This window comes from Rhizobium sp. TAL182 (assembly GCF_002117725.1).
Classification (GTDB): domain Bacteria; phylum Pseudomonadota; class Alphaproteobacteria; order Rhizobiales; family Rhizobiaceae; genus Rhizobium; species Rhizobium esperanzae.
The window spans coordinates 3,739,548-3,762,576 of the sequence record NZ_CP021024.1 but is presented as its reverse complement, the minus strand read 5'-3'; the positions used below and the strand labels follow the sequence as shown (position 1 = coordinate 3,762,576).

Sequence of the window (23,029 nt, the reverse complement as noted above, 5' to 3'; positions counted from 1 at the left end):
GGAGTTCAATGAACCCTAACTTACGTAATTTCGCATTGTGGGCGATCATCGCGCTTCTGCTGATCGCCCTTTTCAGCATGTTTCAGACGGCGCCGGCGCAGACGGGCTCCCGCGATATTCCTTATTCGCAGTTTCTGCGTGAGGTTGATGCGGGCCGTGTGAAGGAAGTCGTGGTCACGGGCAACCGTGTCTCCGGAAGCTATGTCGAAAATGGCTCCACCTTCCAGACCTATTCGCCTGTCATCGACGACAGCCTGCTCGATCGCCTGCAGCAGAAGAATGTGCTGGTTTCCGCCCGTCCCGAAACGGATGGTTCTTCGGGTTTTTTGAGCTATCTCGGCACGCTGTTGCCGATGCTTCTCATTCTCGGCGTCTGGCTGTTTTTCATGCGGCAGATGCAGGGCGGCTCCCGCGGCGCGATGGGTTTCGGCAAGTCCAAAGCCAAGCTGCTGACGGAAGCGCATGGCCGCGTGACCTTTGAAGACGTCGCCGGCGTCGACGAGGCCAAGCAGGATCTCGAGGAAATCGTCGAATTCCTGCGTGATCCGCAGAAGTTTCAGCGTCTCGGCGGCAAGATCCCGCGCGGTGTGCTGCTGGTTGGCCCTCCGGGCACCGGTAAGACGCTGCTCGCCCGCTCGGTCGCCGGCGAAGCCAACGTGCCCTTCTTCACCATTTCCGGTTCCGACTTCGTCGAAATGTTCGTCGGCGTCGGCGCAAGCCGCGTACGTGACATGTTCGAGCAGGCGAAGAAGAATGCGCCCTGCATCATCTTCATCGACGAAATCGATGCCGTCGGCCGTCATCGCGGCGCCGGTCTCGGCGGCGGCAATGACGAACGCGAGCAGACGCTGAATCAGTTGCTCGTTGAAATGGATGGCTTCGAGGCGAATGAAGGCGTGATCCTGATCGCCGCCACCAACCGCCCTGACGTTCTCGATCCCGCACTGCTGCGTCCCGGCCGTTTCGACCGCCAGGTCGTGGTGCCGAACCCGGATATCGTCGGCCGCGAGCGCATCCTCAAAGTGCATGCCCGCAACGTTCCGCTGGCGCCGAATGTCGACCTCAAGGTTCTCGCTCGCGGCACGCCCGGTTTCTCCGGCGCCGACCTCATGAACCTCGTCAACGAAGCCGCTCTCATGGCTGCCCGCCGCAACAAGCGCGTCGTCACCATGCAGGAGTTCGAGGACGCCAAGGACAAGATCATGATGGGCGCCGAGCGCCGTTCCTCGGCAATGACCGAAGCGGAAAAGAAGCTCACCGCTTATCACGAGGCCGGCCACGCCATCACGGCGCTCAACGTCGCCGTCGCCGATCCGCTGCACAAGGCGACGATCATTCCGCGCGGCCGTGCGCTCGGCATGGTCATGCAGCTTCCCGAGGGCGACCGCTACTCGATGAGCTACAAGTGGATGGTTTCACGCCTCTGCATCATGATGGGCGGCCGTGTCGCCGAAGAACTCACCTTCGGCAAGGAGAACATCACTTCGGGCGCGTCTTCCGATATCGAGCAGGCCACCAAGCTTGCCCGCGCCATGGTCACGCAATGGGGCTTTTCCGATCAGCTCGGTCAGGTCGCCTATGGCGAGAACCAACAGGAAGTCTTCCTCGGTCACTCGGTTTCGCAATCGAAGAATGTTTCGGAAGCCACCGCGCAGAAGATCGACAATGAAGTGCGACGCCTGATCGACGAAGCCTATACCCAGGCCCGCACGATCCTGACGGAAAAGCACGACGAATTCGTCGCCCTTGCCGAAGGTCTGCTCGAATACGAGACCTTGACCGGTGATGAGATCAAGGCGCTGATCCGCGGTGAGAAGCCCTCCCGCGATCTCGGCGACGATTCGCCGCCGAGTCGTGGATCGGCCGTTCCGAAGGCTGGCGTGCGGCCTGCCACCAAGGGTGATGAGCCCGAAGCCGGTCTCGAACCGCAGCCGCATTGAGCTGCGAGACGATCTCGAAAACAGGCCGGATTTCCGCTATGGGAGATCCGGCCTTTTTCATTGGTAACGGGATATAATCATTTTTCTCGCTAATTTACGTGCCGATTGCCGCAATTTGTGGCATTCCGCTGAAGAGAAGCAAGCATGAATCACGCTCCTGGACTGACGACAATCCACTGAAGCCGGATTTGCTTGGAACGATGCGCTGCCTTGAATGGCGCGCCAAAGCGCAGGAGTGCAGATGAAAAGACGCTATTTCGGTACGGACGGTATTCGCGGTCAATCTAACGTCTTTCCGATGACGCCGGATCTTGCCATGCGGGTCGGCATCGCCGCCGGCACGATCTTCCGCCGGGGCAACCACCGTCATCGCGTCGTGATCGGCAAGGATACCCGTCTTTCCGGCTATATGCTTGAGAACGCCATGGTGGCAGGCTTCACGGCTGCGGGTCTCGACGCCTTCATTCTAGGCCCGATCCCGACGCCTGCCGTCGCCATGCTGACGCGTTCGCTGCGCTGCGATATCGGCGTGATGATCTCCGCTTCGCACAATCCTTATGAAGATAACGGGATCAAGCTTTTCGGTCCCGACGGCTACAAGCTGTCGGACGACATCGAGGCCGAGATCGAGGACCTGCTCGAAAAGGACCTGAACGCGCAGCTTGCCAAGTCCGACGATATCGGCCGTGCCAAGCGCGTCGACGGCGTGCATGACCGTTATATCGAACATGCCAAGCGTACGCTGCCGCGCGACGTGACGCTGCAGGGGCTGCGGGTCGCGATCGATTGCGCCAACGGTGCTGCCTACAAGGTGGCGCCCGCCGTGCTCTGGGAGCTCGGCGCCGATGTCGTTACCATCGGCAACGAACCGAACGGCACCAATATCAATCTCAATTGCGGATCCACCAGCCCCGTCGCATTGCAGAAGAAAGTTGACGAGGTTCGCGCCGATATCGGCATCGCGCTCGACGGCGACGCGGACCGCGTCATCATTATCGACGAGAACGGTTCGATCGTCGACGGCGACCAGCTGATGGCCGTCATCGCCGAGAGCTGGGCCGAGAGCCAGCAGTTGCGCGGCAATGGCATCGTCGCCACGGTCATGTCCAATCTCGGGCTCGAGCGTTTCCTCGACGAACGCGGCATGGCGCTTGCCCGCACGAAGGTCGGCGACCGCTATGTTGTCGAGCATATGCGCCAGCACAATTACAATGTCGGCGGCGAGCAATCGGGCCACATCGTGCTTTCGGATTACGGGACGACGGGCGACGGTCTGGTCGCGGCGCTGCAGATCCTCGCCGCGGTCAAGCGCACCGGCCGCACCGTCAGCGAAGTCTGCCGCCGCTTCGAGCCGGTGCCGCAGCTCCTGCGCAATGTCCGCATCAGCGGCGGCAAGCCGCTGGAGGATATTCAGGTACAGAAGGCGATCGCCGATGCCGAAGCCGAGCTCGCCAGAAACGGCCGCCTCGTCATCCGGCCTTCCGGCACCGAGCCGTTGATCCGCGTCATGGCCGAGGGCGACGACCGCGCCCAGATCGAGCGCATCGTCAACGAGCTGATCGGCACGATCTCGAATGTCCGGACCGCTGCCTGACCCTGCGAGAACAAACAATCAAAAGGCCGGTGCGTGAGCGCCGGCTTTTTTTACTGCGCACATCGGTGGTGTCTATCTCCCCTCAAACCATTTCACCAGGCGGTCGATCTTCTGTTTCATGCGACTGAGATGCTTGAAATCAAAGTAAACAAGCGTGGTTAAGCAGCTTTTAACGTTTGCAATTCATTATCCATGCAAAGCGTATCAGATTGGCAGCGACTGAGCTGCCGACGCAACGGGATTTTGGAGTGAAATCCATGAAAAGAAGCTTGTCCGGCATCTTCGCCGCATTCTTGATAGCGACAAATGCCTATTCTGCGGATCTCGCCCCTGCCGAGCCCATTCCGGAGCAGCCGCCGGAGGTGACTGTCAGCGAAGCGACCGGCTGGTATCTGCGCGGCGATGTCGGTTATGCCTTCACAGACCTGCGCGGCGCGCGTTATTTCCAAGGCAGCAACGCCACGGAGGTCGATTTCGACGACGCCGATCTCGACGACGCATGGACGGTTGGCGGCGGTGTCGGTTATCAGATCAACAGCTATCTGCGCACCGATCTGACCTTCGACTATCTCACCCAGGCGGATTTCAAGGGCTCGACATCCGGGCAGTGCGGCTTCCCGCTGGTGGATTGCACCTCGCGCGACCGCTCTTCGCTCACCGCCTATACGCTGCTGGCCAACGCCTATGTCGATCTCGGCACCTACGGCTATGTGACGCCGTATGTCGGTGCCGGTATCGGCGGTTCCTACGTCAAATGGAAAAACCTGCGCAACGTCGCCTGCGCCGATGACGGCAGCTTCTGCGACGATGAGGTCACCCATGGCGGCAGGGGCAACTGGCGCTTCACCTATGCGCTTATGGCTGGCGCCTCGATCGACGTGACCTGCAACATCAAGGCCGACGTCGGCTACCGTTACCTGCATATCGACGGCGGCAACATGTTCGGCTATGCCGAAAACGGCGGCCCGGGCCGCGACAGGGGCCTCAGCGCCCATGAAGCCCGCGTCGGCGCCCGCTACCTCTTCGGTGGCTGCGCCCAGCCGGTCGCCTACGAGCCGGCGCCGGAAATCCCGCTGCAGCAGCCGGTCTACAAGTAGGGCCGGTCAACCATCGCGTCAGAAAGCCGCCCTCGTTCCGGGCGGCTTTTTCATTTTCGCCACCTTGCCTGCGTCAAAATATCTACAGCTTGCGACACTTCGATCTTGACTATGACGCTTCCGATCCATACACACGGCGGCGGGACACCCTTCCCCAACGAAGGGCTTTCTATCTGAGAGGATAGCATCATGGCGAAGACCGCAAAGCCGGACATCCGTCCGCACAATACTCATTTTTCTTCTGGCCCCTGCTCGAAGCGCCCCGGTTGGTCGCTCGAGGCCCTTTCCGACGCGGCCCTCGGCCGTTCGCACCGCGCGAAGGTCGGCAAGGCCAAGCTCAAGCAGGCCATCGACCTTACCCGTGAAATTCTCGAAGTGCCGGCGGACTACCGCATCGGCATCGTGCCGGCTTCCGACACCGGCGCCGTCGAAATGGCGCTCTGGTCGCTGCTCGGCGAACGCGGTGTCGACATGCTCGCCTGGGAAAGCTTCGGCGCCGGCTGGGTCACCGATGTGGTCAAGCAGTTGAAGCTCAAGGATGTGCGCAAGCTCGAAGCGGGTTACGGCGAGCTTCCCGATCTTTCCGCCGTCGATTTCGATCGTGACGTCGTCTTCACCTGGAACGGCACGACCTCGGGCGTGCGCGTGCCGAATGCCGATTTCATTCCTGCCGACCGCAAGGGTCTGACGATCTGCGACGCCACCTCGGCCGCTTTTGCGCAGGAACTCGATTTCACCAAGCTCGATGTCGTCACCTTCTCCTGGCAGAAGGTGCTGGGCGGCGAGGGTGCCCACGGCGTCATCATTCTCTCGCCGCGCGCCGTCGAGCGTCTTACCACCTACGCGCCGGCGTGGCCGCTGCCGAAGATCTTCCGCATGACCTCGGGCGGCAAGCTGACGGAAGGCATCTTCCAGGGCGAGACGATCAACACGCCGTCGATGCTCTGCGTCGAGGACTATATCGATGCGCTGCTCTGGGCCAAGGAGCTCGGCGGTCTCCAGACGCTGATCGCGCGTGCCGATGCCAATGCCAAGGTCATCCACGATTTCGTCGCGGCAAACGACTGGATCGCCAATCTCGCCGTCAAGGCGGAAACGGCCTCCAACACCTCCGTCTGCCTGAAGATCGTCGACAAGGACATCACGGCTCTCGATGGCGACGGCCAGGCGAATTTCGCCAAGGGCCTGGTCGGCCTCCTGGAAAAGGAAGGTGTCGCCTATGACATCGGCCATTACCGCGACGCGCCGTCGGGCCTGCGAATCTGGGCTGGCGCCACGATCGAGGCATCCGACATGCAGAAGCTGATGCCTTGGCTTTCCTGGGCTTTCGAAACGCAGAAGGCGCAGCTCGCTCAGGCGGCCGCTTGACGTGATCGCATCCGGCTCCGCCACGTCCGGCGGAGCCCAGCATTCCATTTTCATTCATCGCTGAACACTTTTGAAGGAGGCCTCAATGGCACCTCGCGTTCTCGTATCCGACGAATTGTCGGAAACCGCCGTCCAGATCTTCCGCGACCGCGGCGTCGAAGTCGATTTCGAACCGCAGCTCGGCAAGGACAAGGACCGTCTGCTCGAAGTCATCGGCAAATATGATGGCCTCGCCATCCGTTCAGCCACCAAGGTGACCGAAAAGATCATCGAAGGGGCGAAGAACCTCAAGGTCGTCGGCCGCGCCGGCATCGGCGTCGACAATGTCGATATCCCGGCCGCCTCGCGCCGTGGCATCATCGTCATGAACACGCCTTTCGGCAATTCGATCACGACCGCCGAACACGCAATTGCCCTGATGCTCGCCGTCGCCCGCCAGCTTCCGGCTGCCGATGCCTCGACGCAGGCCGGCAAATGGGAGAAGTCGAAATTCATGGGCGTCGAGATCACCGGCAAGACGCTCGGCGTCATTGGCGCCGGCAATATCGGCTCGATCGTCTGCTCCCGCGCCATCGGCCTGAAGATGCATGTCGTCGCCTATGACCCGTTCCTTTCCAAGGAGCGCGCCGAGGAGATGGGCGTCACCAAGGTTGAGCTCGACGAGCTTTTCGCCCGCGCCGATTTCATCACGCTGCACGTACCGATGACCGACAAGACGCGCGGCATCCTCAATAAGGAAGCTCTGGCAAAGACGAAGCCCGGCGTGCGCATCATCAACTGCGCCCGCGGTGGCCTTGTCGATGAAGCGGCGCTTGCCGAAGCCATCAAGTCCGGCCATGTCGCCGGTGCTGCCTTCGACGTCTTCGAAGTCGAGCCCGCCAAGGAAAGCCCGCTCTTTGGCCTGCCGAACGTCGTCTGCACGCCGCATCTCGGCGCTTCGACGACCGAGGCGCAGGAAAACGTCGCGCTGCAGGTCGCCGAACAGATGTCGGATTACCTCGTCAAGGGCGCGGTCTCCAACGCCATCAACATGCCGTCGATCACCGCGGAAGAGGCGCCGATCCTGAAGCCGTTCATTCGTCTTGCCGACGTTCTCGGCGCCTTTGTCGGCCAGGTCACCGAAGAGCCGATCAAGGAAATCGAAATCCTCTATGACGGTGTGACCGCCAGCATGAACACGCGGGCACTGACGAGCGCGGTTCTTGCGGGCTTGATCCGCCCGCAGGTCGCCGACGTCAACATGGTTTCCGCGCCAATCATGATCAAGGAAAAGGGCATCGTGCTTTCCGAGGTCAAGCGCGACAAAACAGGCGTCTTCGACGGCTATATCAAGCTGACGGTCACGACCGAAAGCATGACGCGCTCCGTCGCCGGCACGGTGTTTTCGGATGGCAAGCCGCGCTTCATCCAGATCAAGGGCATCAATCTCGATGCCGATGTCGGTTCGCACATGATCTACATCACCAATACCGACGTCCCCGGCATGATCGGCTTCATCGGCATGACGCTCGGCACTGCCGGAGTCAACATCGCCAACTTCCAGCTCGGCCGAGATAAGCAGGGTGGCGACGCCATTGCGCTGCTCTACGTCGACGGCGAGGTGGATGACGGCGTGCTCACGCAGCTGACGGCGCACCAGGCGATCCGCCAGGCAAAGCTGCTGACATTCAACATCGACTGAGTTTCTTTCCTCCCAAGGAAACAGGGGAAACCCGGCGCCGGAAACGGCGCCGGGTTTCTGCCTCAGCAATGGGTATATTTCAGTGGGGCAACCGCTTGCGGCGGACGATCTTGCCGAAGCGGGCTCTATCGTCCTCAGCCTTGGTGCGATGAAGGAAGGCGCGCCTGCTGCCGTCGAGACCCTGGAAGAATTCGTCCCAGGATATCTCCTCCTGCGTTTCCGAGGAAAAATCGACGCGGACAGTTTCGCTGTCGCTCGCGTCCTTGATGCGGGCGGGATGGCCGCCTCGCTCTTCGATCCAGTGTCTGATCCTGTTGTAATCCGCCGTCGTGCCGAACCTGGCCATGATACCCTCCGCAGCGTTCGATTGCGACAATGATCACCCGGAACGCATGATCGAGAGAATAGTTCCTTAGGGGCGATAATTATTCGCTCAACGATTTCCGGTTGAGCTGATGCTCAAGCATTCGTTATTTTGAGAACGGCGCCTGCAGCCGCATAATTCGTATGGCTGCAAGGAGGATGTATATGAAACGCTATTCATTCTCGATAATCGGACTGGCGCTGATGACCGCCACCATTGCCAATCCAGGCATCGCATTCGCCTGCAACAAGCTGATCGGCACCTGAGCCGCACCCCCGCTTTCAAGGCGTGGCCTCGGCCGCGCCTTTCCTTTCTCACTGGCGAGACTCGGCCGCCCGAAAGCCGCCCCTTGCGTCCCGATACAATCCTTTCTATATCGATCGCTTATCGAAAGGCGGCCGATCCCGCCTGATACAGCAATCCGCCGTAATTGCAGCGCAAGGGCGGATGATGAGCGCGCAGAATTTGGCACCACCGTTGAACACACTGGATTTTGACAAGAAGCCGGAAGAGACCCGCGTCGTCGTCGCCATGTCGGGCGGCGTCGATTCCTCCGTCGTGGCCGGCCTTCTCAAACAGCAAGGTTACGACGTGCTCGGCATCACGCTGCAGCTTTACGATCATGGCGCCGCTGTTCACCGCGCCGGCTCCTGCTGCGCCGGCCAGGACATTGACGACGCCCGCCGCGTCTGCGAAACCCTCGGCATTCCGCATTATGTGCTGGATTACGAGAAGCGCTTTCGCGAGACGGTGATCAATCCTTTCGCCGAAAGCTATGTGGCCGGCGAAACGCCGATCCCTTGCGTCTCCTGCAACCAGACCGTCAAGTTCGCCGACCTTCTGGCAACGGCGAAGGAGCTTGGCGCTGATGCGCTGGCGACTGGTCACTATATCCGCTCGCGGCCAAACCCCTCGTCTGAACATCCCGGCCGCCGCGCCCTTTTCCGCCCGGCCGACGCCGACCGCGACCAGAGCTATTTCCTGTTTGCCACGACGCAGGAACAGATCGACTATCTCCGCTTTCCCCTGGGCGGCCTGCCAAAGGCCGAGACCCGCCGGCTGGCCGAAGAGATGGGCCTTGTCGTCGCCAAGAAGGCCGATAGCCAGGATATCTGCTTCGTGCCGCAGGGCAAATATTCCGACATCATCACCAAGCTGAAGCCGAATGCGGCGCTCGCCGGCGAGATCGTCCATCTTGACGGCCGCGTGTTGGGAACGCACGAAGGCATACTGCACTTCACCATCGGCCAGCGCCGCGGCATCGGCATCGCCACCGGCGAGCCGCTCTACGTCGTGTATCTCGACGCCCGCTCGCGCCGCGTCATCGTCGGGCCGAAGGAGGCGCTGGAAACGCATCGCGTTTATCTGCGCGACGTCAATTGGCTGGGCGACGTCCCGCTCGCAGAAGCCGCTGTCGGTGAAGGTTTCGCCTGCTACGCCAAGGTCCGTTCGACGCGGGCACCGGCGCCTGCCGTACTGCACGTCGATGCGACCGGCACCTATGTCGATCTGACGGTCGGTGAGGCAGGCATCGCGCCGGGGCAAGCCTGCGCGCTTTATTCTGCGCCCGGCGACGACGCCCGCGTCTTTGGCGGCGGTTTCATCGAGCGCTCCGAACGCGAACCTTCGGCCGAAGCCTCGCTCAGGGCTCTGCTGGCCGACCCCGTCGCCGCCTGAAACCCATCGGAAACGACGGGCGGCAAAGCTCAGCGTTTTTCTCCATCATGCGCTTGACACAAAGCCGAAGCGCACCTTATAAGCCGCTCATCCCACGAGCCCGCAGCGCTTCGCGAGCAGGTATCGTTTGACCAGTGGCGGAGTAGCTCAGTAGGTCAGAGCAGAGGAATCATAATCCTTGTGTCGGGGGTTCAAATCCCTCCTCCGCTACCAGTCAAATTCTATCATAAAATTACTGGTTCGTTCAAAATTGCTCTGGGATTTCCGGGGCCTCATGTCGCACGAAAAACCTTGTTTTCCGGCACGTCCTTTTTCGTGCCGGCGCGTCAATGCGGCATAGATTGCGACATAGATGGCCCACAAATAAATCTGGGAATGAGGGTGCACGCGGGTCTTCTGGCGCTTTGCCTTTCAAGCTTCGACCCGCCCCCGCTACGCCGTTGGGTGAAAAGCCTACGCCAGATGGCGGAATGGAGGTGGACAACCTTTGCGGATATTTTGATGCAATGAAGGTCATCCAACTTACTATGCGCTCAGTGCTAATCGTGACCTGTGGTTTCCTTCCGGGATGCTGGCAGCCGGAGTGTGATCCAGCGATGCCTGAGCTGCTGCGCAATTTACATGCTACGGTAGGCTGGTGGAGCGAGGGGTGCCCACCTCCGGAAGATTTCCGCCGTCAATCCTCGAAGGAAGCGGATTCGCCGCAGCTTTCGGGACGATTGCGATCGCGGTTTCCGCTAGGGAGTGATGAGACGGCTATGGAGAGATATTTGCTGGCGGAGGGGTTCCAGATTTCCTCCCCCTGTGGCGAGCGCGCTCCAAGAGTGCGTCAAGCTCAATTTCATGAAGAAAGTTGCCCATATCCGATGAATGCCAAGATAGCTTGGGAAAGAGCGGAGGATGGTAAATTAGCCTGGATCAAAACTCACGTCTTTTACAAATATCCCTAACAACCAATCCACTGCGATAACCGAGGCCAGCGCTATCTGTAGAGCATAAAATGCAAGATGGGCATTTTCATCGCCCAAAGATGGGATGCAGCAGAGATAATGATGGCCCACAAGGCCAGCGAGAACATGACCGCGGCTAACCTGATTCCCATTGACTGCATCAGTTCCTCCATCCCAGATAATCGTCCCTCCTCGGACGATCTATTGCTAGCAGGGCGCAGGTCGATCAGCTATCGCAAGAAATCGCTACTGGATCGTCGCTGCAGCGCGCGCTCGAAAAGATGCAATGTTTGGCGATGGGGCGCCCCTTTTCCTCTCTCTCAAACGACAAAGTGGAAGTTGTCGTATTGCGCACCATAATAGTCGGGGCCGCTCGTTTCGGTGATGACGGGCTCGGTGTCGAGCACGAGATAGTCAATCGCGCCATAGGCGCTGAGATCAATCACCTGCGGGTCATGAACGCTGTCGGCGGTCACGTTGACCGTGACCAAGAACACGGTATCGCCGTTCAGCCTCCCTTCGATCGTCAGAACGTTGTCATAGTCCGATGTGCCGTTTGCCACGCTGAATTGCTCGATCTGAAAGGTGCCGCCATCGGCGGCCTGGATGGGTGTCCAGAATACACCGCCTGACAGATAATGGTTGCCGTCGGCTTCCTTTTGTATCGCTGCATCGTCACCATCGTGCCATGCGCCCCAATCGAAGCCCTTGTAGCCTGTGGGGAAATCATATTTGCCGACATCCTCGAAATTGACGAAGATGTCGCCGCGCTCCGGCAGGTCGACCGTGATATTGAGCAAGCCGAAGTCGGTAGCACCTCTGCCGTCCGAAATCTTGAAATTGAACTGGTCGAGAAGTTGATCGCCCGGGCCGAGCGCTGATACCACCGGATTGGAGTGATCGAGTTCATAGGTGCAGTAGCCGTTGGAATAGACGGTCAGCGTGCCGTACTTTCCCTCGATCGTCGTCGTGGCCGGTCCATCCGGATTGGCCGGTTACGGAATTCGCTGCCCGTTCACGAAGTTGAGACGCACAAGATCTCCGTCGGCATCCGTGGAACCGTCCAGCATGTTGCCGTCAACCGGCTTGTCGACGTCGAAAATAGGCTGGTATACGTCACCTGCGATCGGCTTGTGGTTTGCCATTTCTACCTCCCGTGTGAGGTAGTGCTCAAATATGCAACCCTATCGGGCGCTTCGCAACGAAATTTGACGGAGCGTCAGATCAATTCAACCTGTCAAATCCAACAGGGGCAATTTTTCTGCAGCTCAAATATCCAAGTAGAGGCATCGGCTTCGACGTCCGCCAGCCTGATGATGACGTAATCCACGACGATATACTGCATTGATTGCTTCAATGCAGGCCGCCCACTCCGAGCAAGCTTTCGACGGCTTCGTGGTCCTTGGATAGGTCCGCCGGCGTTCCCGCCCAGGCCAGCCGCCCTCGTTCGAGAATGACCACCTGATCGGCGAAATCGAGCGCACTCTGGATGCGCTGCTCGACAAGAAGGATGGTCATGTCGGCTGACTTGGCGAGTCCGGCGAAGGCCGCCATCAGTTCCTCGCAGATCACGGGCGCCAGGCCCTCCAACGGTTCGTCGAGCAGCAGCACGGACGGGCGGCCGAGAATGGTGCGGGCTGTTGAAAGCATCTGCTGCTCGCCGCCCGAGAGCTGGTTGCCGAGGTTGCGGCGGCGCTCCTTCAGGCGCGGGAACAAGGCATAAGCTTCCTCCAATGCCGTCTTCGGCCGCGCCTTCAGACCGACGAAAAGGTTCTCTTCGACGGTCAGCGTCGGAAAGATGCAGCGTGTCTGAGGCACATAGCCGAGACCCTTGTGCGCGCGTGTTGCGCTTGGTGCTGTTGTGACGTCCGCATCGCCAAGGGTAATGCGGCCCTCGTAGCGTCTGGTCTGGCCGGCGAGCGTTGCCAGCAGCGTGGTCTTGCCCATGCCGTTGCGGCCGAGCACGGCAAGCCTTGCGCCTGCCGGCACTGCGAAGGAAATGTCTTCCAACACCCGCGTCGGCCCGTATCCGGCCGACAGATTTTCGACCTCAAGCGACAGGGCTGGCATTGGCATAACTCCCGAGATAGGCCTCGCGCACACGCGCATCCCTGGTGACGTCTTCAGGTCGGCCGTCGAAAATGATCGCGCCGGCCGCCAGCACGATGACACGTTTGGCAAAACGAAAGACAAGATCCATGTCGTGCTCGATCATCAGGACGGCGAGATCGGCGGGCAGATCGGCCAGCGCTTGTTCGATGCGGCCGGTATCGCTTTGCGGGACGCCGGCTGCCGGCTCGTCGAGCAGCAGCACCTTCGGCTTCAGCGCCAGCGCGACGGCAAGTTCGAGAAGGCGCTGTTGCCCATAGGCAATCTCGCTGACCTTGCGATGCATCAGAGAGGCCAATCCGAGTTTTCCGAGGAGTTCATCGACCTCCGCCATGACATCCGGCATATGAAGGAAATTTCCGAACATATTGCCAGTCTTTCCGTCGCGCTGAAGCACGGCAAGTCCCAGATGTTCGGCGGGTGTCATATCCTGGAAAAGGCGCGTCACCTGAAAGGACCTGATAAGGCCGCGTTTGACCCTGCCGGCCGCATCGACCGCCGTCACCGTCTCGCCGCCGAGGCGGACCTCGCCGGAATCGGGGGACAGATTGCCGGTGACGAGATTGACGAAGGTGGTCTTGCCGGCGCCGTTCGGGCCAATCAGCGCAACACGGTCGCCGGGCGCCATCGCCAGCGAGACATCATTGGTCACGACAAGGCCGCCGAACGCTTTCCTGAGATTGGCGACTTCGAAGACGGGATTCATGAGCGCTCTTTTCTGCGACGGGCAATGAAGGTTGCGGCTGTTCCGTAAAGCCCCTTGGGCGCGAAGAGCACGACGGCGATCAGCAGCGCGCCGACCATGGTCAGCCAGTGAAAGGGATTGGCGGCCGAGACGGTGTCCTCGAAGAGCATGAAGATAACCGTGCCGGAGAGCGCTCCGAAAAGAGAGCCGGCGCCGCCGAGCACGAGCATGACGAGCGCCTCGGCCGATTGGGTGAAGGACAGGCTGTCCAGGCCGACGACCTGCGTCGAAATCGCATTCAAGGCACCGCCGACGCCGGCCACCGCGCCCGAGATCGCGTACATCCTGATCAGAGCTGCCTTCGGCGAGCCGCCCATGGCGCGGATGCGCAACGGGTCCTGCTTGACGGCGCGGCAGAGCATACCGAATGGCGAACGTACCAGCAGCCTCAGCAGCACGAAGACAACAAGCAGCAGCGCCATTCCGAAGAAGAAGGCGGTCTGGCCGTAAAGATCGAATTCGAACAAGCCGAAGACCGGGTCCGGCGCGATGCCGGAAAGCCCATCGCTGCCGCCCGTCCATGAAGAGGCCTTGTTGGCAAATTCGTGGAAGAGGTGGATGAGGGCAATCGAGAGCACGAGCTGCGGCAGTCCGTACGCACGCAGGATGATCGCGCCGCTGAGCAGTCCGGCAAGCGCACCCGCCGCGATGCCGGCAAGCATCATCAGCAGCGGATCGTTGATGCCGTAATGCGCCGACAGGATGCCGGCGGCATAGGCTCCGGAGCCGAACAGGGCGGCATGGCCGAGTGTCGCGACACCGCAATAACCCGTCACGAGATCGAGGGACAGGACCAGCAGCGCGATCGTGATCATTCGCGTCAGAAGCGCGAGATTATCGGGGAAGGCGAAATAGCCGATGGCTGCAGCGGCGATGATCGCCGTTATGCCCGCCAGATCGTGGCTGAGGAAAGCGTGCCGGTGCTGGAGACGTGCGTTTTCGTTGTTGATCACGAGCGCCATCCTATCTCCCCCTTCCTGCAAGGCCGCGGGGGAAGATGCAGATGATGGCAATCACGGCGAGATAGAAAAAGAATTCGCCGAATTCAGGCAGGAGATAACGAGCTGTCGTATCGATCGCGCCGAGCAGCAGGCAGGCGATCAGCGCGCCGGGAATAGAGCCGGCGCCGCCGACGGAAACGACGACCAGAAAAGTCACCATATAGCGCAGCGCGTAGTAAGGTTCGACCGGCAACAGTTCGGCTCCGACTACGCCACCAAAGGCGGCAAGACCGACGGCGACGGCAAAGCTCACCGCATAGATGATTTCGGTCCGCACGCCGAGTGCGGCAGCCATCGCCGCATCATCCACGGAGGCGCGCAGCTTGACGCCGAAGCTGGTCTTCTCGATTGCGAACCAGAGCGCGAGCGCAACGGCGAGCCCGCAAAGGACGGCGAAAAGCCTGTGAACGGGAATGGTGCGAAAGCCGAGATCGGCCGAACCCTGCAGCGCCGCGGCAAGCGGTATGGTCTTCAGTGTTGGTCCCATCAGGTAATTAGCGATGCCGATGATGCAGAAGGTGATGCCGATCGTCATCAGCACCTGGGTCAGCTCCGGGGCGCCGTAGATCCGGCGGTAGAGGAAGCGCTCGAGCGGGATTGCAATGATGATCGTGGCGACCACGGCGGCGATGACTGCCACCGCATAACCAAGGCCGAGGTCACGTGCGGCATAGGAGGCGACATAACCTCCGATCATCGCGAAGGCGCCGTGAGCGAGGTTGACGACACGCATCAGCCCCATGGTGACGGAAAGGCCGATCGATATCACGAAGAGCACCATGCCATAGGCAAGCGCGTCGACGGCTATGCTGAAGACTGTCTGCATGGAAATACCTGCTTGCCTGCGACGGGCTGCGATGACCAAACCCGCCGCACGTTCTGACGCTCGATGTTACTTTGCCGCCGCGAGGCCCGGGTCGCCCTGCTTCTCGAACGTCTGGATCTCCTTGTTGAAGTAGGTCCCGTCATCGGCCTTGGCGACTTCGCGCAGATAGATGTTTTGGGTAATGTGCCGGCTTTCCGGATCGATCGAGACCGGGCCGCGCGGGCTCACCCACGCAAGGCCCTTGACCGCGTCGACCGCTTTCTCGGCGTCCTGCTTGCCACCCGTCGCCTCGATCATCTTGTAGATGACATACATACCGTCATAGGCGCTGACCGCGGGGAAGGAGAGTTCGGCCTTGTTGCCGATCGCCTTGGCGGCAGCCTCGACAAAAGCCTTGTTCTCGGGCGAGTCGTGCGACACGGCATAGTGGAAGGTCGTCTTGATGCCGAGCGCGGCGTCGCCGAGCGCCGGCAGATCGGATTCTTGGGTCAGATCGCCAGGGGCGAAGAACTTGATGCCGGCGGCCTTCAGGCCATTCTCGTTATAAGCCTTGACGAAGCCAAGCGTCGTCGGACCCGACGGCAGGAAGGCGAAGACGCCCTCGGCTCCGGAATCCTTGATGCGCTGCATGATCGGGCTGAAGTCGTTGGTCGCAAGCGGCATGCGGATTGCCTCGACCACCTGACCGCCCGCCTTTTCGAAGCCGGCCTTGAAGGCATTCTCGGCGTCGATGCCGGGGCCGTAATCGCTGACGACCGAGATCACTTTCTTGACGCCTGCGTCGGAGGCGACCTTGGCGATCGGCGTCGAGGTCTGCCAAGTTGTAAACGAGGTGCGCACGACGAGCGGGCTCTTGGTGACGATCGCCGAGGTGGCAGCGTTCATGATGACCATCGGCACGTTGCCCTGCTTCAAGATCGGCGTCACCGCCATGGCGTCGGGGGTGAAATAGAAGCCGGCGAGATACTGGACCTTTTCCTTGACGATCAGTTCCTGCGCCAGCGCCTTGGATTGGGCCGGATCGGCCTGCGGCACGTCGCGGTAGACGATCTCGACCGTGTCGCTGCCGACCTTGCTGCCGTTGACAGCCATATAGGCGTCGATGCCGGCCTTGAAGTTCTTGCCCTGGAGCGCGAAGGGACCGGAGAACGGCCCGATGACGCCGACCTTGATCGTGTCGGCATAGGCGCTGGTGCCCATAACAATTGCCGCAGCGGCGGCCAGAAACAGCTTCCTCATTCTTCTCTCTCCCTTTTCGGCGTACTCCAGCGCCGTATTGAATTTCAGGTTAGCTTGTCATGCGAAATGGTGATGTAAAATGAAATAGATCCCCCGAACACATGATTTGCCGGTTATGGTTCTGCGTCGTCGTGACTCGCTCTGTTCACCGGCGTATGCGCAGCTTTCATCCCTCGATCTTCGCGTCAGAACGGCAATCCCACGTAGTTTTCCGCGAGCACCGTGGAGGCCGCACGGGAATGTGTGAGATAGTCGAGCTCGGCTTCCTGAATCTTTTGATCGAAATCGCCGGTATCGGGAAACCGGTGCATTATCGTCGTCATCCACCAGGAAAACCGCACCGCTTTCCATACGCGGGCGAGCGCCGTCTGCGAATAGGCGTCGATGCCGCTCTCGGAGCCTTCACGGTAATGCTCGAGGAGCCCGCAGAACAGGTAATGGACATCGCTTGCTGCAAGGTTCAGCCCTTTGGCACCGGTCGGCGGCACGATATGGGCGGCGTCGCCGACGAGGAAGAGCCGGCCGAAACGCATGGGCTCGGCGACGAAGGAGCGTAAAGGAGCGATCGATTTCTCGAAGGACGGGGCGGTCGTCAATGCCTCGGCGTGATGGGCCGGCAGGCGCCGCCTCAACTCGTCCCAGAAGCGATCGTCGCTCCAGTCTTCGATCTTCGCGTCGAGCGGGCACTGGATATAGTAGCGGCTGCGCGTGGCCGAGCGCATCGAACAGAGCGCGAAGCCCCTCGGGTGGTTGGCGTAGATCAGCTCATGGCTGACCGGCGCCACGTCGGCAAGCAGGCCCAGCCAGCCGAAGGGATAGACCTTCTCGAAACTTCGAATCGCCCGTTCGGGAACGGCTCTGCGGCTTGTTCCATGAAAGCCGTCGCAGCCGGCGATGAAATCGCAATCGATGCGGCAGCCGATACCATCCTTCGTGTAGGTAACGAAGGGCGAGCCGCCGTCGAGATCATGTGGGGCCACATCGGCGGCGTCATAGATCGAAAGGGCGCCACAAGCTTCCCGCCGCTCCATGAGATCGCGCGTCACCTCGGTTTGTCCGTAGACGGTCACGCGCCTGCCGCCGGTCAATTCGTGAAGATCGATGCGATGGTCGCGGCCGTCGAAGGCCAGCGAGAAGCCGTCATGCGGCAAGCCTTCGGCATGCAATCTTGCTCCGGCTTTGGCCTCGTCCAACAGCCCGACAGTGCCTTCCTCCAGCACGCCGGCGCGGACGCGGCCGAGGATATAGTTCTTGCTCACGCGGTCGAGGACGACATTGTCGATCCCAGCTTCGGTCAGAAGCTGACCGAGCAGCAGGCCGGATGGCCCCGAACCGATGACGGCGACCTGGGTTCGCAAATGCTTCCTCCCTTGCATTTTTGCGTTTTGTCAGATTCTGCCGTGCCGCCATTGCCGCAACAATGGACAATCCGCCCCAAAGATTGCACTTATCGAACATTGGCGCGGGAGGAAGACGATGAGCAAGCATATACCGACCTACGAGCTCTACGGTGAAAATACCGGGCGATCGCCGGAATTCTGGTTGCATTGCGAAACAATCCGCTCCCGCAGCAGCCTGCATCAATGGGAAATTCGGCTTCACCGCCACGAGAGCTTCTTTCAGATATTATACATCGAAGCCGGCTCGGGCGATGCGATCTTCGGCAAGAGGAGCCATGCCATCCGTCCGCCGGCGGTCATCACGGTACCCCCTGGGATCGATCACGGCTTTCGCTTCTCACGTGATATCGACGGCCTCGTGATCACTATCTTGAGGTCACATCTCAGCCACCCGCCCGGCGAGCGAAGCCATCTCGGCGAGTGGTTGGCGATGCCGCGGCTGACGCCGCTCGATCCCGATAATGCCGAGGCTGCCTATGTCATGCAGACGCTGAGGCGGCTCGGCGACGAATTCGAAAACCGCCGCGGTGGCCGCAACGAGGTATTGGCTGCCTATGTCGGGCTGGCGTTGCGGCTGACGGCGCGGATTTCGCATGAGGGACATGCGCAGGAGCTTCCTTCAAACGAGAACGAGCGGCGGATGGTGATGCTGGACGAACTGATCCAGCAGCATTTCCGATCGCACAGACCGGCTTCCTTCTATGCCAAGGAACTCGGCGTTTCGTCGACGCATCTCACCCGTATCGTTCGCTCCATGACGGGAAACACCCCGCATGAGCTGATCGCCGGGAAACTGATCGAAGAGGCGAAGCGCCAGCTCGTCTTTACGATCGGCAGCGTTCAGGAGATCGGATTTCGCCTCGGCTTTGCCGATCCGGCCTATTTCTCGCGCTTCTTCCTGAAATATACCGGCGAAACGCCGCGGGTCTGGCGGATGAACGAAAAAGCTCGGCTTGAACGGGCATAGGTTCCGGCATTCGGTCATCCGACATCGCGTGCGTCAGTCGCAGATGTCTCACGCCGCCGGCCACGTCCAGTCCCGCACCTCCGGCATGTCCTCGCCGTATTCCCTGACATAGTCGTGATGCTCGGCGAGCTTGCCTTGGAAGGCGGCAAGCGCGTCTTTTGCCTTCTCCTTCAGGCCCGGCACGCGCTCGATGGCTTCGATGGCGAGATGGTAGCGGTCGAGTTCGTTGAGGACGGTCATGTCGAAAGGCGTGGTCGTAGTACCTTCCTCGATAAAGCCGCGGACGTGGATGTTCTCGTGGTTGGTGCGCTTATAGGTCAGGCGGTGAATGAGATAGGGATAGCCGTGATAGGCGAAAATGACCGGCTTGTCGGCGGTGAAGATCGCGTCGAAGGCCTCGTCGGAAAGGCCATGCGGATGCTGGTCCCTGGATTGCAGTGCCAGGAGGTCGACAACATTGACGGTGCGGATCTTCAGCTCGGGAATGGCCGTGCGCAGAAGATCGACGGCGGCGAGCGTTTCCATCGTTGGGACATCGCCGGCGCAGGCCATGACGAGATCAGGCGAGATCGTGTCCTCCTCGTTGCTTGCCCAGCGCCAGATGCCGATGCCGGCCTCGCAATGTTTCACCGCCTCGTCCATCGACAGCCATTGCGGCTCCGGCTGCTTGCCGGCGACGATGACGTTGACGCGATCATAGGTGCGCAGGCAATGATCGCCGACCCAGAGCAGGGTGTTGGCGTCTGGCGGCAGGTAGATGCGGACGATGTCGGCCTTTTTGTTGGCGACGAGGTCGACGAAGCCGGGATCCTGGTGGCTGAAGCCGTTATGGTCCTGGCGCCAGACATGCGAGGTCAGCAGGTAGTTCAGCGATGAGATCGGCTTTCGCCATTCGAGCTCGCGTGTCACCTTCAGCCATTTGGCATGCTGGTTGAACATGGAATCGATGATGTGGATGAAGGCCTCATAGCAGGAAAAGAGGCCGTGCCGGCCGGTCAGCAGGTAACCCTCCAGCCATCCTTGGCAGAGATGTTCCGAAAGCACCTCCATGACACGCCCATCGCGAGAGAGGTGGACATCATAGGGTTCTATATCCTCCATCCAGACGCGGTCGGTGACGTCGAAGACGCTGCCGAGGCGGTTCGATTCTGTCTCGTCGGGGCCGAAGATGCGAAAGTTTGCCGCCTCCGTGTTGAGCTTCATCGTGTCGCGCAGGTAATGGCCGAGGATCTCGGTGGACTGCGCCGTGACGCTGCCGCGCCTGCCGACATCGACCGCATAATCCTCGATAGCGGGAACCACCAATTCCTTGCGCAGCAAGCCGCCATTGGCATGCGGATTGGCGCCCATGCGGCGTTTGCCGACAGGGGCGAGTGCGCGCAGTTCGGATTTAAGCCGACCGTCGGCGCCGAACAGGTCTTCGGGATCGTAGCTTTGCATCCAGTCCTCGAGAATCTTGCGATGGCCTTCATTCTCGCGGCAGTTGGAGACCGGCACCTGGTGGGCGCGCCAGAAACCTTCCACCTTCTTGCCGTCGACTTCTTTCGGACCGGTCCAGCCCTTGGGGCTGCGCAGCACGATCATTGGCCAGCGCGGGCAGCCCGCCGCAGCCTTGCCGCTGCGGGCTTGCTCCTGGATTTCGCGGATGCGGTCGAAGACCCGGTCCAGCGTCGCTGCCATCTGTTGATGCATGTCGCGCGGCTCATGGCCGTCGACGAAAAACGGCTCGTAGCCGTAGCCTTCGAAGAGACGTCGGAGATCGTCGTCACCGGCCCGGCCGAGGATGGTCGGATTGGCGATCTTGTAACCGTTCAGATGCAGGATGGGCAGAACGGCGCCGTCGCGGGCGGGATTGAGGAACTTGTTGGAATGCCAGCTGGCGGCGAGCGGCCCGGTTTCGGCCTCGCCGTCGCCGACGATGCAGGCGACGGTGAGGTCGGGATTGTCGAAGGCGGCGCCATAGGCATGGACGAGGGCGTAGCCGAGTTCGCCACCTTCATGGATCGATCCCGGTGTTTCCGGCGCCGCATGACTCGGAATGCCGCCAGGAAAGGAGAATTGCCGGAAAAGCTTGCGCATACCTTCGGCATCCTCTGAGATATCGGGATAGATTTCGCTGTAAGTGCCTTCGAGATAGGTGTTGGCGACCATGCCCGGCCCGCCGTGACCGGGGCCGCAGATGTAGATGATGTCGAGATCGCGGGCGCGGATGAGGCGGTTCAGATGCGCATAGATGAAGTTCAGGCCGGGTGTCGTGCCCCAGTGGCCGAGCAGGCGGGGCTTGATGTGCTCTGACTTCAGCGGCTCGCGCAGCAGCGGATTGGCAAGCAGGTAGATCTGGCCGACCGAGAGATAGTTGGCCGCCCGCCAGTAGCGGTCGATCAGAGCGAGTTCAGCATCGGTCAGGGCGGCGGCGGTCGAGACATGCTTTTCCATGGGGCTTCTCCCGTTCGAAAACGCGTTCAATCTCAGTTCTAGCCGTTAGCGCCAGCGCGCCATTGATCTGGATCAGCGGGCGCGAAGAACGGACAGCGCCTCGTCGGCGATCACCTGTTCTTCGTCCGTGGCAACGACATGGGCGGCCATGCGACTTTCCCCGGCGCTAATCGTGAAACTGTTGGCGGCGTTTGCCTTTTCATCAATCGAAAGGCCGAGCCAGGACAGACGTTTCGCTACGTCGGCGCGGATTTCCGGCTGATGCTCGCCGATGCCGGCGGTGAAAACGACGGCATCGAGGCCGCCGAGGGTTGCCGCCATGCGGCCGATCTCGCCGGCAATGCGCAGCGTGAACAGATCGATCGCCTGGCGCGCTTCCGGCCGGCCGTCCGTCAACAGATCGCGCGTATCAGCGCTGATGCCGGAAACACCGAGCAGGCCTGAGCGGTGATAGAGCAGATCCTCGATCTCACCCAGGGATCGTTTTCTCTCTCCCGCCAGATGCAGGATCACGCCGGGATCGAGGCAGCCCGGGCGTGTCGCCATCGGGATTCCGTCGAGGGTCGAAAAGCCCATGCTGCAATCGCGGCTGATGCCATCTTCCATCGCACAGAGGCTGGCGCCGCTGCCGAGATGGGCGACCACAGCCTTTGCCGCATGCGGCGCCTTGCGCGCGAGTTCACCGGCGATGAACTTATAGGAAAGCCCGTGGAAGCCGTAACGCTTGATGCCCTCCTCATGCAGGGAACGGGGTATGGCGAGGCGGCGCACGAGATCGTCCTGCGTGGCATGAAAGGCCGTGTCGAAGGAGGCTGTCTGGACAAGATGCGGCTTCAGGTGACGGAGCGCGCGGATGAAGCGCAGCGCTTGCGGTTGGTGCAGGGGCGCGAGCGGGATCAGCGCTTCGATCCCATCGGTGGCGGCGTCATCAAGCGCGACGGCGCTCGTGAAGCGCTCGCCGCCATGGACGACGCGGTGGCCGGCTGCGGCGGCCGCTGCCATGTCGAAATGATCGGCGAGACGCGTGAAGGTCTCGTCGATGACCCCGTGCAGATCGTCCGTTACCTCCGCCTTCAGCGGCATGTCGAATGTCTGCGATCCCCTGGTCAGGCCAAGCGAGAGCGGCTCGGCGCGGAGGTCGATGACGCCCTTGCCGAGGTGTCGTGCCTCGGCGCCATCGATCGAGAAGACGCCGACCTTCACAGTCGATGAGCCGGCGTTGAAGGTCAGGAGGAGGTCGGTGGATGACATGTCTTCAGAGACTCCGCACGGTCGTCACGATGACCGAACTTAGCGCCGAAACTCCCGCTGGAAAGGCATGGCCGCCCGTGCGCAACATGCTGACGGTGCTTGGCGGCCGACAGGGACGCCAAAGCTTGGGGCCGTTTTGTTGAATTACGCTAGAGCTTTTCCGGGTTAGATTGAAGCATTCTGCCGGAGCAGGTTTTCGTCAGGGCAGAGGCGATTAGCGACGGACATACCCCTCGGTACGTCCGAGCCGATCGCCTCTGATCCTGGCGGAAAGATGCCCGGCCCTCCGGGTTGGCTGAAACGGGCCGGCTGATCGACCGGCCGGCTTGGCCGTAGAGTTGGGCTACGACGCGCGCCGGCCGGTCGACCATCCGACTCCGTTTG

The 23,029-nt window shown here is 61.0% G+C and carries 16 protein-coding genes, 1 tRNA gene and 1 pseudogene; 8 read left to right on the top strand and 10 right to left on the bottom strand.

Annotated elements, in window-relative coordinates; genetic code table 11:
• Nucleotides 1-8: 8 nt before the first annotated feature.
• From ftsH to serA, 5 genes are all read left to right on the top strand, one after another.
• Entirely contained in the window at nt 9-1,940 is a 1,932-nt protein-coding gene (gene ftsH / locus Tal182_RS18865) for an ATP-dependent zinc metalloprotease FtsH (RefSeq protein ID WP_064804766.1), read from the top strand.
• Nucleotides 1,941-2,181: 241 nt separating this feature from the next.
• Entirely contained in the window at nt 2,182-3,534 is a 1,353-nt protein-coding gene (glmM, locus tag Tal182_RS18860; protein WP_011426682.1) for a phosphoglucosamine mutase, read from the top strand.
• Nucleotides 3,535-3,791: 257 nt separating this feature from the next.
• Nucleotides 3,792-4,631 (top strand): outer membrane protein, encoded by an 840-nt coding sequence (locus Tal182_RS18855; RefSeq protein WP_064804764.1) that lies wholly within the window; start codon nt 3,792-3,794, stop codon nt 4,629-4,631.
• A gap of 189 nt (nt 4,632-4,820) precedes the next feature.
• Nucleotides 4,821-5,999: a phosphoserine transaminase gene (locus tag Tal182_RS18850; RefSeq protein WP_085860392.1), complete on the top strand. Its 1,179-nt coding sequence runs from the start codon at nt 4,821-4,823 to the stop codon at nt 5,997-5,999.
• An 85-nt stretch (nt 6,000-6,084) separates the two neighbouring features.
• Nucleotides 6,085-7,680, top strand: a complete 1,596-nt coding sequence (serA, locus tag Tal182_RS18845) for a phosphoglycerate dehydrogenase (RefSeq protein WP_064804760.1) — start codon at nt 6,085-6,087, stop codon at nt 7,678-7,680.
• A gap of 79 nt (nt 7,681-7,759) precedes the next feature.
• Here the strand turns inward: serA and Tal182_RS18840 are convergent, their stop codons facing one another.
• Nucleotides 7,760-8,026 carry a hypothetical protein gene (locus Tal182_RS18840; protein WP_010035567.1) on the bottom strand — a complete coding sequence of 89 codons (267 nt, stop codon included), beginning with the start codon at nt 8,024-8,026 and terminating at the stop codon, nt 7,760-7,762.
• 495 nt (nt 8,027-8,521) lie between these two features.
• On the opposite strand from Tal182_RS18840, the gene mnmA reads away from it, so the two are divergent.
• Together mnmA and Tal182_RS18830 are read left to right on the top strand one after the other, a co-directional pair.
• Nucleotides 8,522-9,721 carry a tRNA 2-thiouridine(34) synthase MnmA gene (mnmA, locus tag Tal182_RS18835; protein WP_085860988.1) on the top strand — a complete coding sequence of 400 codons (1,200 nt, stop codon included), beginning with the start codon at nt 8,522-8,524 and terminating at the stop codon, nt 9,719-9,721.
• A 136-nt stretch (nt 9,722-9,857) separates the two neighbouring features.
• A tRNA-Met gene (locus Tal182_RS18830) sits at nt 9,858-9,934 on the top strand.
• Between the two features lie 1,057 nt (nt 9,935-10,991).
• Here the strand turns inward: Tal182_RS18830 and Tal182_RS18825 are convergent.
• From Tal182_RS18825 to pobA, 7 genes and pseudogenes are all read right to left on the bottom strand, one after another.
• A pseudogene (locus tag Tal182_RS18825) lies at nt 10,992-11,816 on the bottom strand (VCBS domain-containing protein).
• Between the two features lie 208 nt (nt 11,817-12,024).
• Entirely contained in the window at nt 12,025-12,741 is a 717-nt protein-coding gene (locus Tal182_RS18820) for an ABC transporter ATP-binding protein (RefSeq protein WP_085860391.1), read from the bottom strand.
• Nucleotides 12,722-13,486 (bottom strand): ABC transporter ATP-binding protein, encoded by a 765-nt coding sequence (locus tag Tal182_RS18815; protein WP_085860390.1) that lies wholly within the window; start codon nt 13,484-13,486, stop codon nt 12,722-12,724. Before Tal182_RS18815 ends, Tal182_RS18820 begins: the two co-directional genes overlap by 20 nt.
• On the bottom strand, nt 13,483-14,487 hold the full coding sequence (locus Tal182_RS18810) for a branched-chain amino acid ABC transporter permease (RefSeq protein ID WP_085860389.1): 1,005 nt from the start codon (nt 14,485-14,487) through the stop codon (nt 13,483-13,485). The genes Tal182_RS18815 and Tal182_RS18810 overlap by 4 nt, the downstream gene beginning before the upstream one ends.
• Before the next feature lies 1 nt (nt 14,488).
• Nucleotides 14,489-15,352, bottom strand: a complete 864-nt coding sequence (locus tag Tal182_RS18805; protein WP_085860388.1) for a branched-chain amino acid ABC transporter permease — start codon at nt 15,350-15,352, stop codon at nt 14,489-14,491.
• A gap of 66 nt (nt 15,353-15,418) precedes the next feature.
• Nucleotides 15,419-16,591, bottom strand: coding sequence for an ABC transporter substrate-binding protein (locus Tal182_RS18800; RefSeq protein WP_064811260.1), 1,173 nt, complete (start codon nt 16,589-16,591; stop codon nt 15,419-15,421).
• A 185-nt stretch (nt 16,592-16,776) separates the two neighbouring features.
• Entirely contained in the window at nt 16,777-17,949 is a 1,173-nt protein-coding gene (pobA, locus tag Tal182_RS18795) for a 4-hydroxybenzoate 3-monooxygenase (RefSeq protein WP_085860387.1), read from the bottom strand.
• 118 nt (nt 17,950-18,067) lie between these two features.
• Between pobA and Tal182_RS18790 the strand changes: the two genes are divergently transcribed.
• Nucleotides 18,068-18,958 carry a helix-turn-helix domain-containing protein gene (locus Tal182_RS18790; protein ID WP_085860386.1) on the top strand — a complete coding sequence of 297 codons (891 nt, stop codon included), beginning with the start codon at nt 18,068-18,070 and terminating at the stop codon, nt 18,956-18,958.
• Nucleotides 18,959-19,006: 48 nt separating this feature from the next.
• Here the strand turns inward: Tal182_RS18790 and Tal182_RS18785 are convergent, their stop codons facing one another.
• The gene (locus Tal182_RS18785; protein ID WP_085860385.1) at nt 19,007-21,394 is read right to left on the bottom strand and encodes a phosphoketolase family protein; all 2,388 of its coding nucleotides are present in this window, start codon (nt 21,392-21,394) and stop codon (nt 19,007-19,009) included.
• 72 nt (nt 21,395-21,466) lie between these two features.
• Nucleotides 21,467-22,645: an acetate/propionate family kinase gene (locus tag Tal182_RS18780; protein ID WP_085860384.1), complete on the bottom strand. Its 1,179-nt coding sequence runs from the start codon at nt 22,643-22,645 to the stop codon at nt 21,467-21,469.
• Nucleotides 22,646-23,029: the final 384 nt, after the last annotated feature.

Coding starts and splice junctions, on each gene's coding strand:
- ftsH (WP_064804766.1), top strand. CDS start 9: ATGAACCCTAACTTACGTAATTTCGCATTGTGGGCGATCATCGCGCTT.
- glmM (WP_011426682.1), top strand. CDS start 2,182: ATGAAAAGACGCTATTTCGGTACGGACGGTATTCGCGGTCAATCTAAC.
- Tal182_RS18855 (WP_064804764.1), top strand. CDS start 3,792: ATGAAAAGAAGCTTGTCCGGCATCTTCGCCGCATTCTTGATAGCGACA.
- Tal182_RS18850 (WP_085860392.1), top strand. CDS start 4,821: ATGGCGAAGACCGCAAAGCCGGACATCCGTCCGCACAATACTCATTTT.
- serA (WP_064804760.1), top strand. CDS start 6,085: ATGGCACCTCGCGTTCTCGTATCCGACGAATTGTCGGAAACCGCCGTC.
- Tal182_RS18840 (WP_010035567.1), bottom strand. CDS start 8,026: ATGGCCAGGTTCGGCACGACGGCGGATTACAACAGGATCAGACACTGG.
- Tal182_RS18820 (WP_085860391.1), bottom strand. CDS start 12,741: ATGCCAGCCCTGTCGCTTGAGGTCGAAAATCTGTCGGCCGGATACGGG.
- Tal182_RS18815 (WP_085860390.1), bottom strand. CDS start 13,486: ATGAATCCCGTCTTCGAAGTCGCCAATCTCAGGAAAGCGTTCGGCGGC.
- Tal182_RS18810 (WP_085860389.1), bottom strand. CDS start 14,487: ATGGCGCTCGTGATCAACAACGAAAACGCACGTCTCCAGCACCGGCAC.
- Tal182_RS18805 (WP_085860388.1), bottom strand. CDS start 15,352: ATGCAGACAGTCTTCAGCATAGCCGTCGACGCGCTTGCCTATGGCATG.
- Tal182_RS18800 (WP_064811260.1), bottom strand. CDS start 16,591: ATGAGGAAGCTGTTTCTGGCCGCCGCTGCGGCAATTGTTATGGGCACC.
- Tal182_RS18790 (WP_085860386.1), top strand. CDS start 18,068: ATGAGCAAGCATATACCGACCTACGAGCTCTACGGTGAAAATACCGGG.
- Tal182_RS18785 (WP_085860385.1), bottom strand. CDS start 21,394: ATGGAAAAGCATGTCTCGACCGCCGCCGCCCTGACCGATGCTGAACTC.
- Tal182_RS18780 (WP_085860384.1), bottom strand. CDS start 22,645: ATGTCATCCACCGACCTCCTCCTGACCTTCAACGCCGGCTCATCGACT.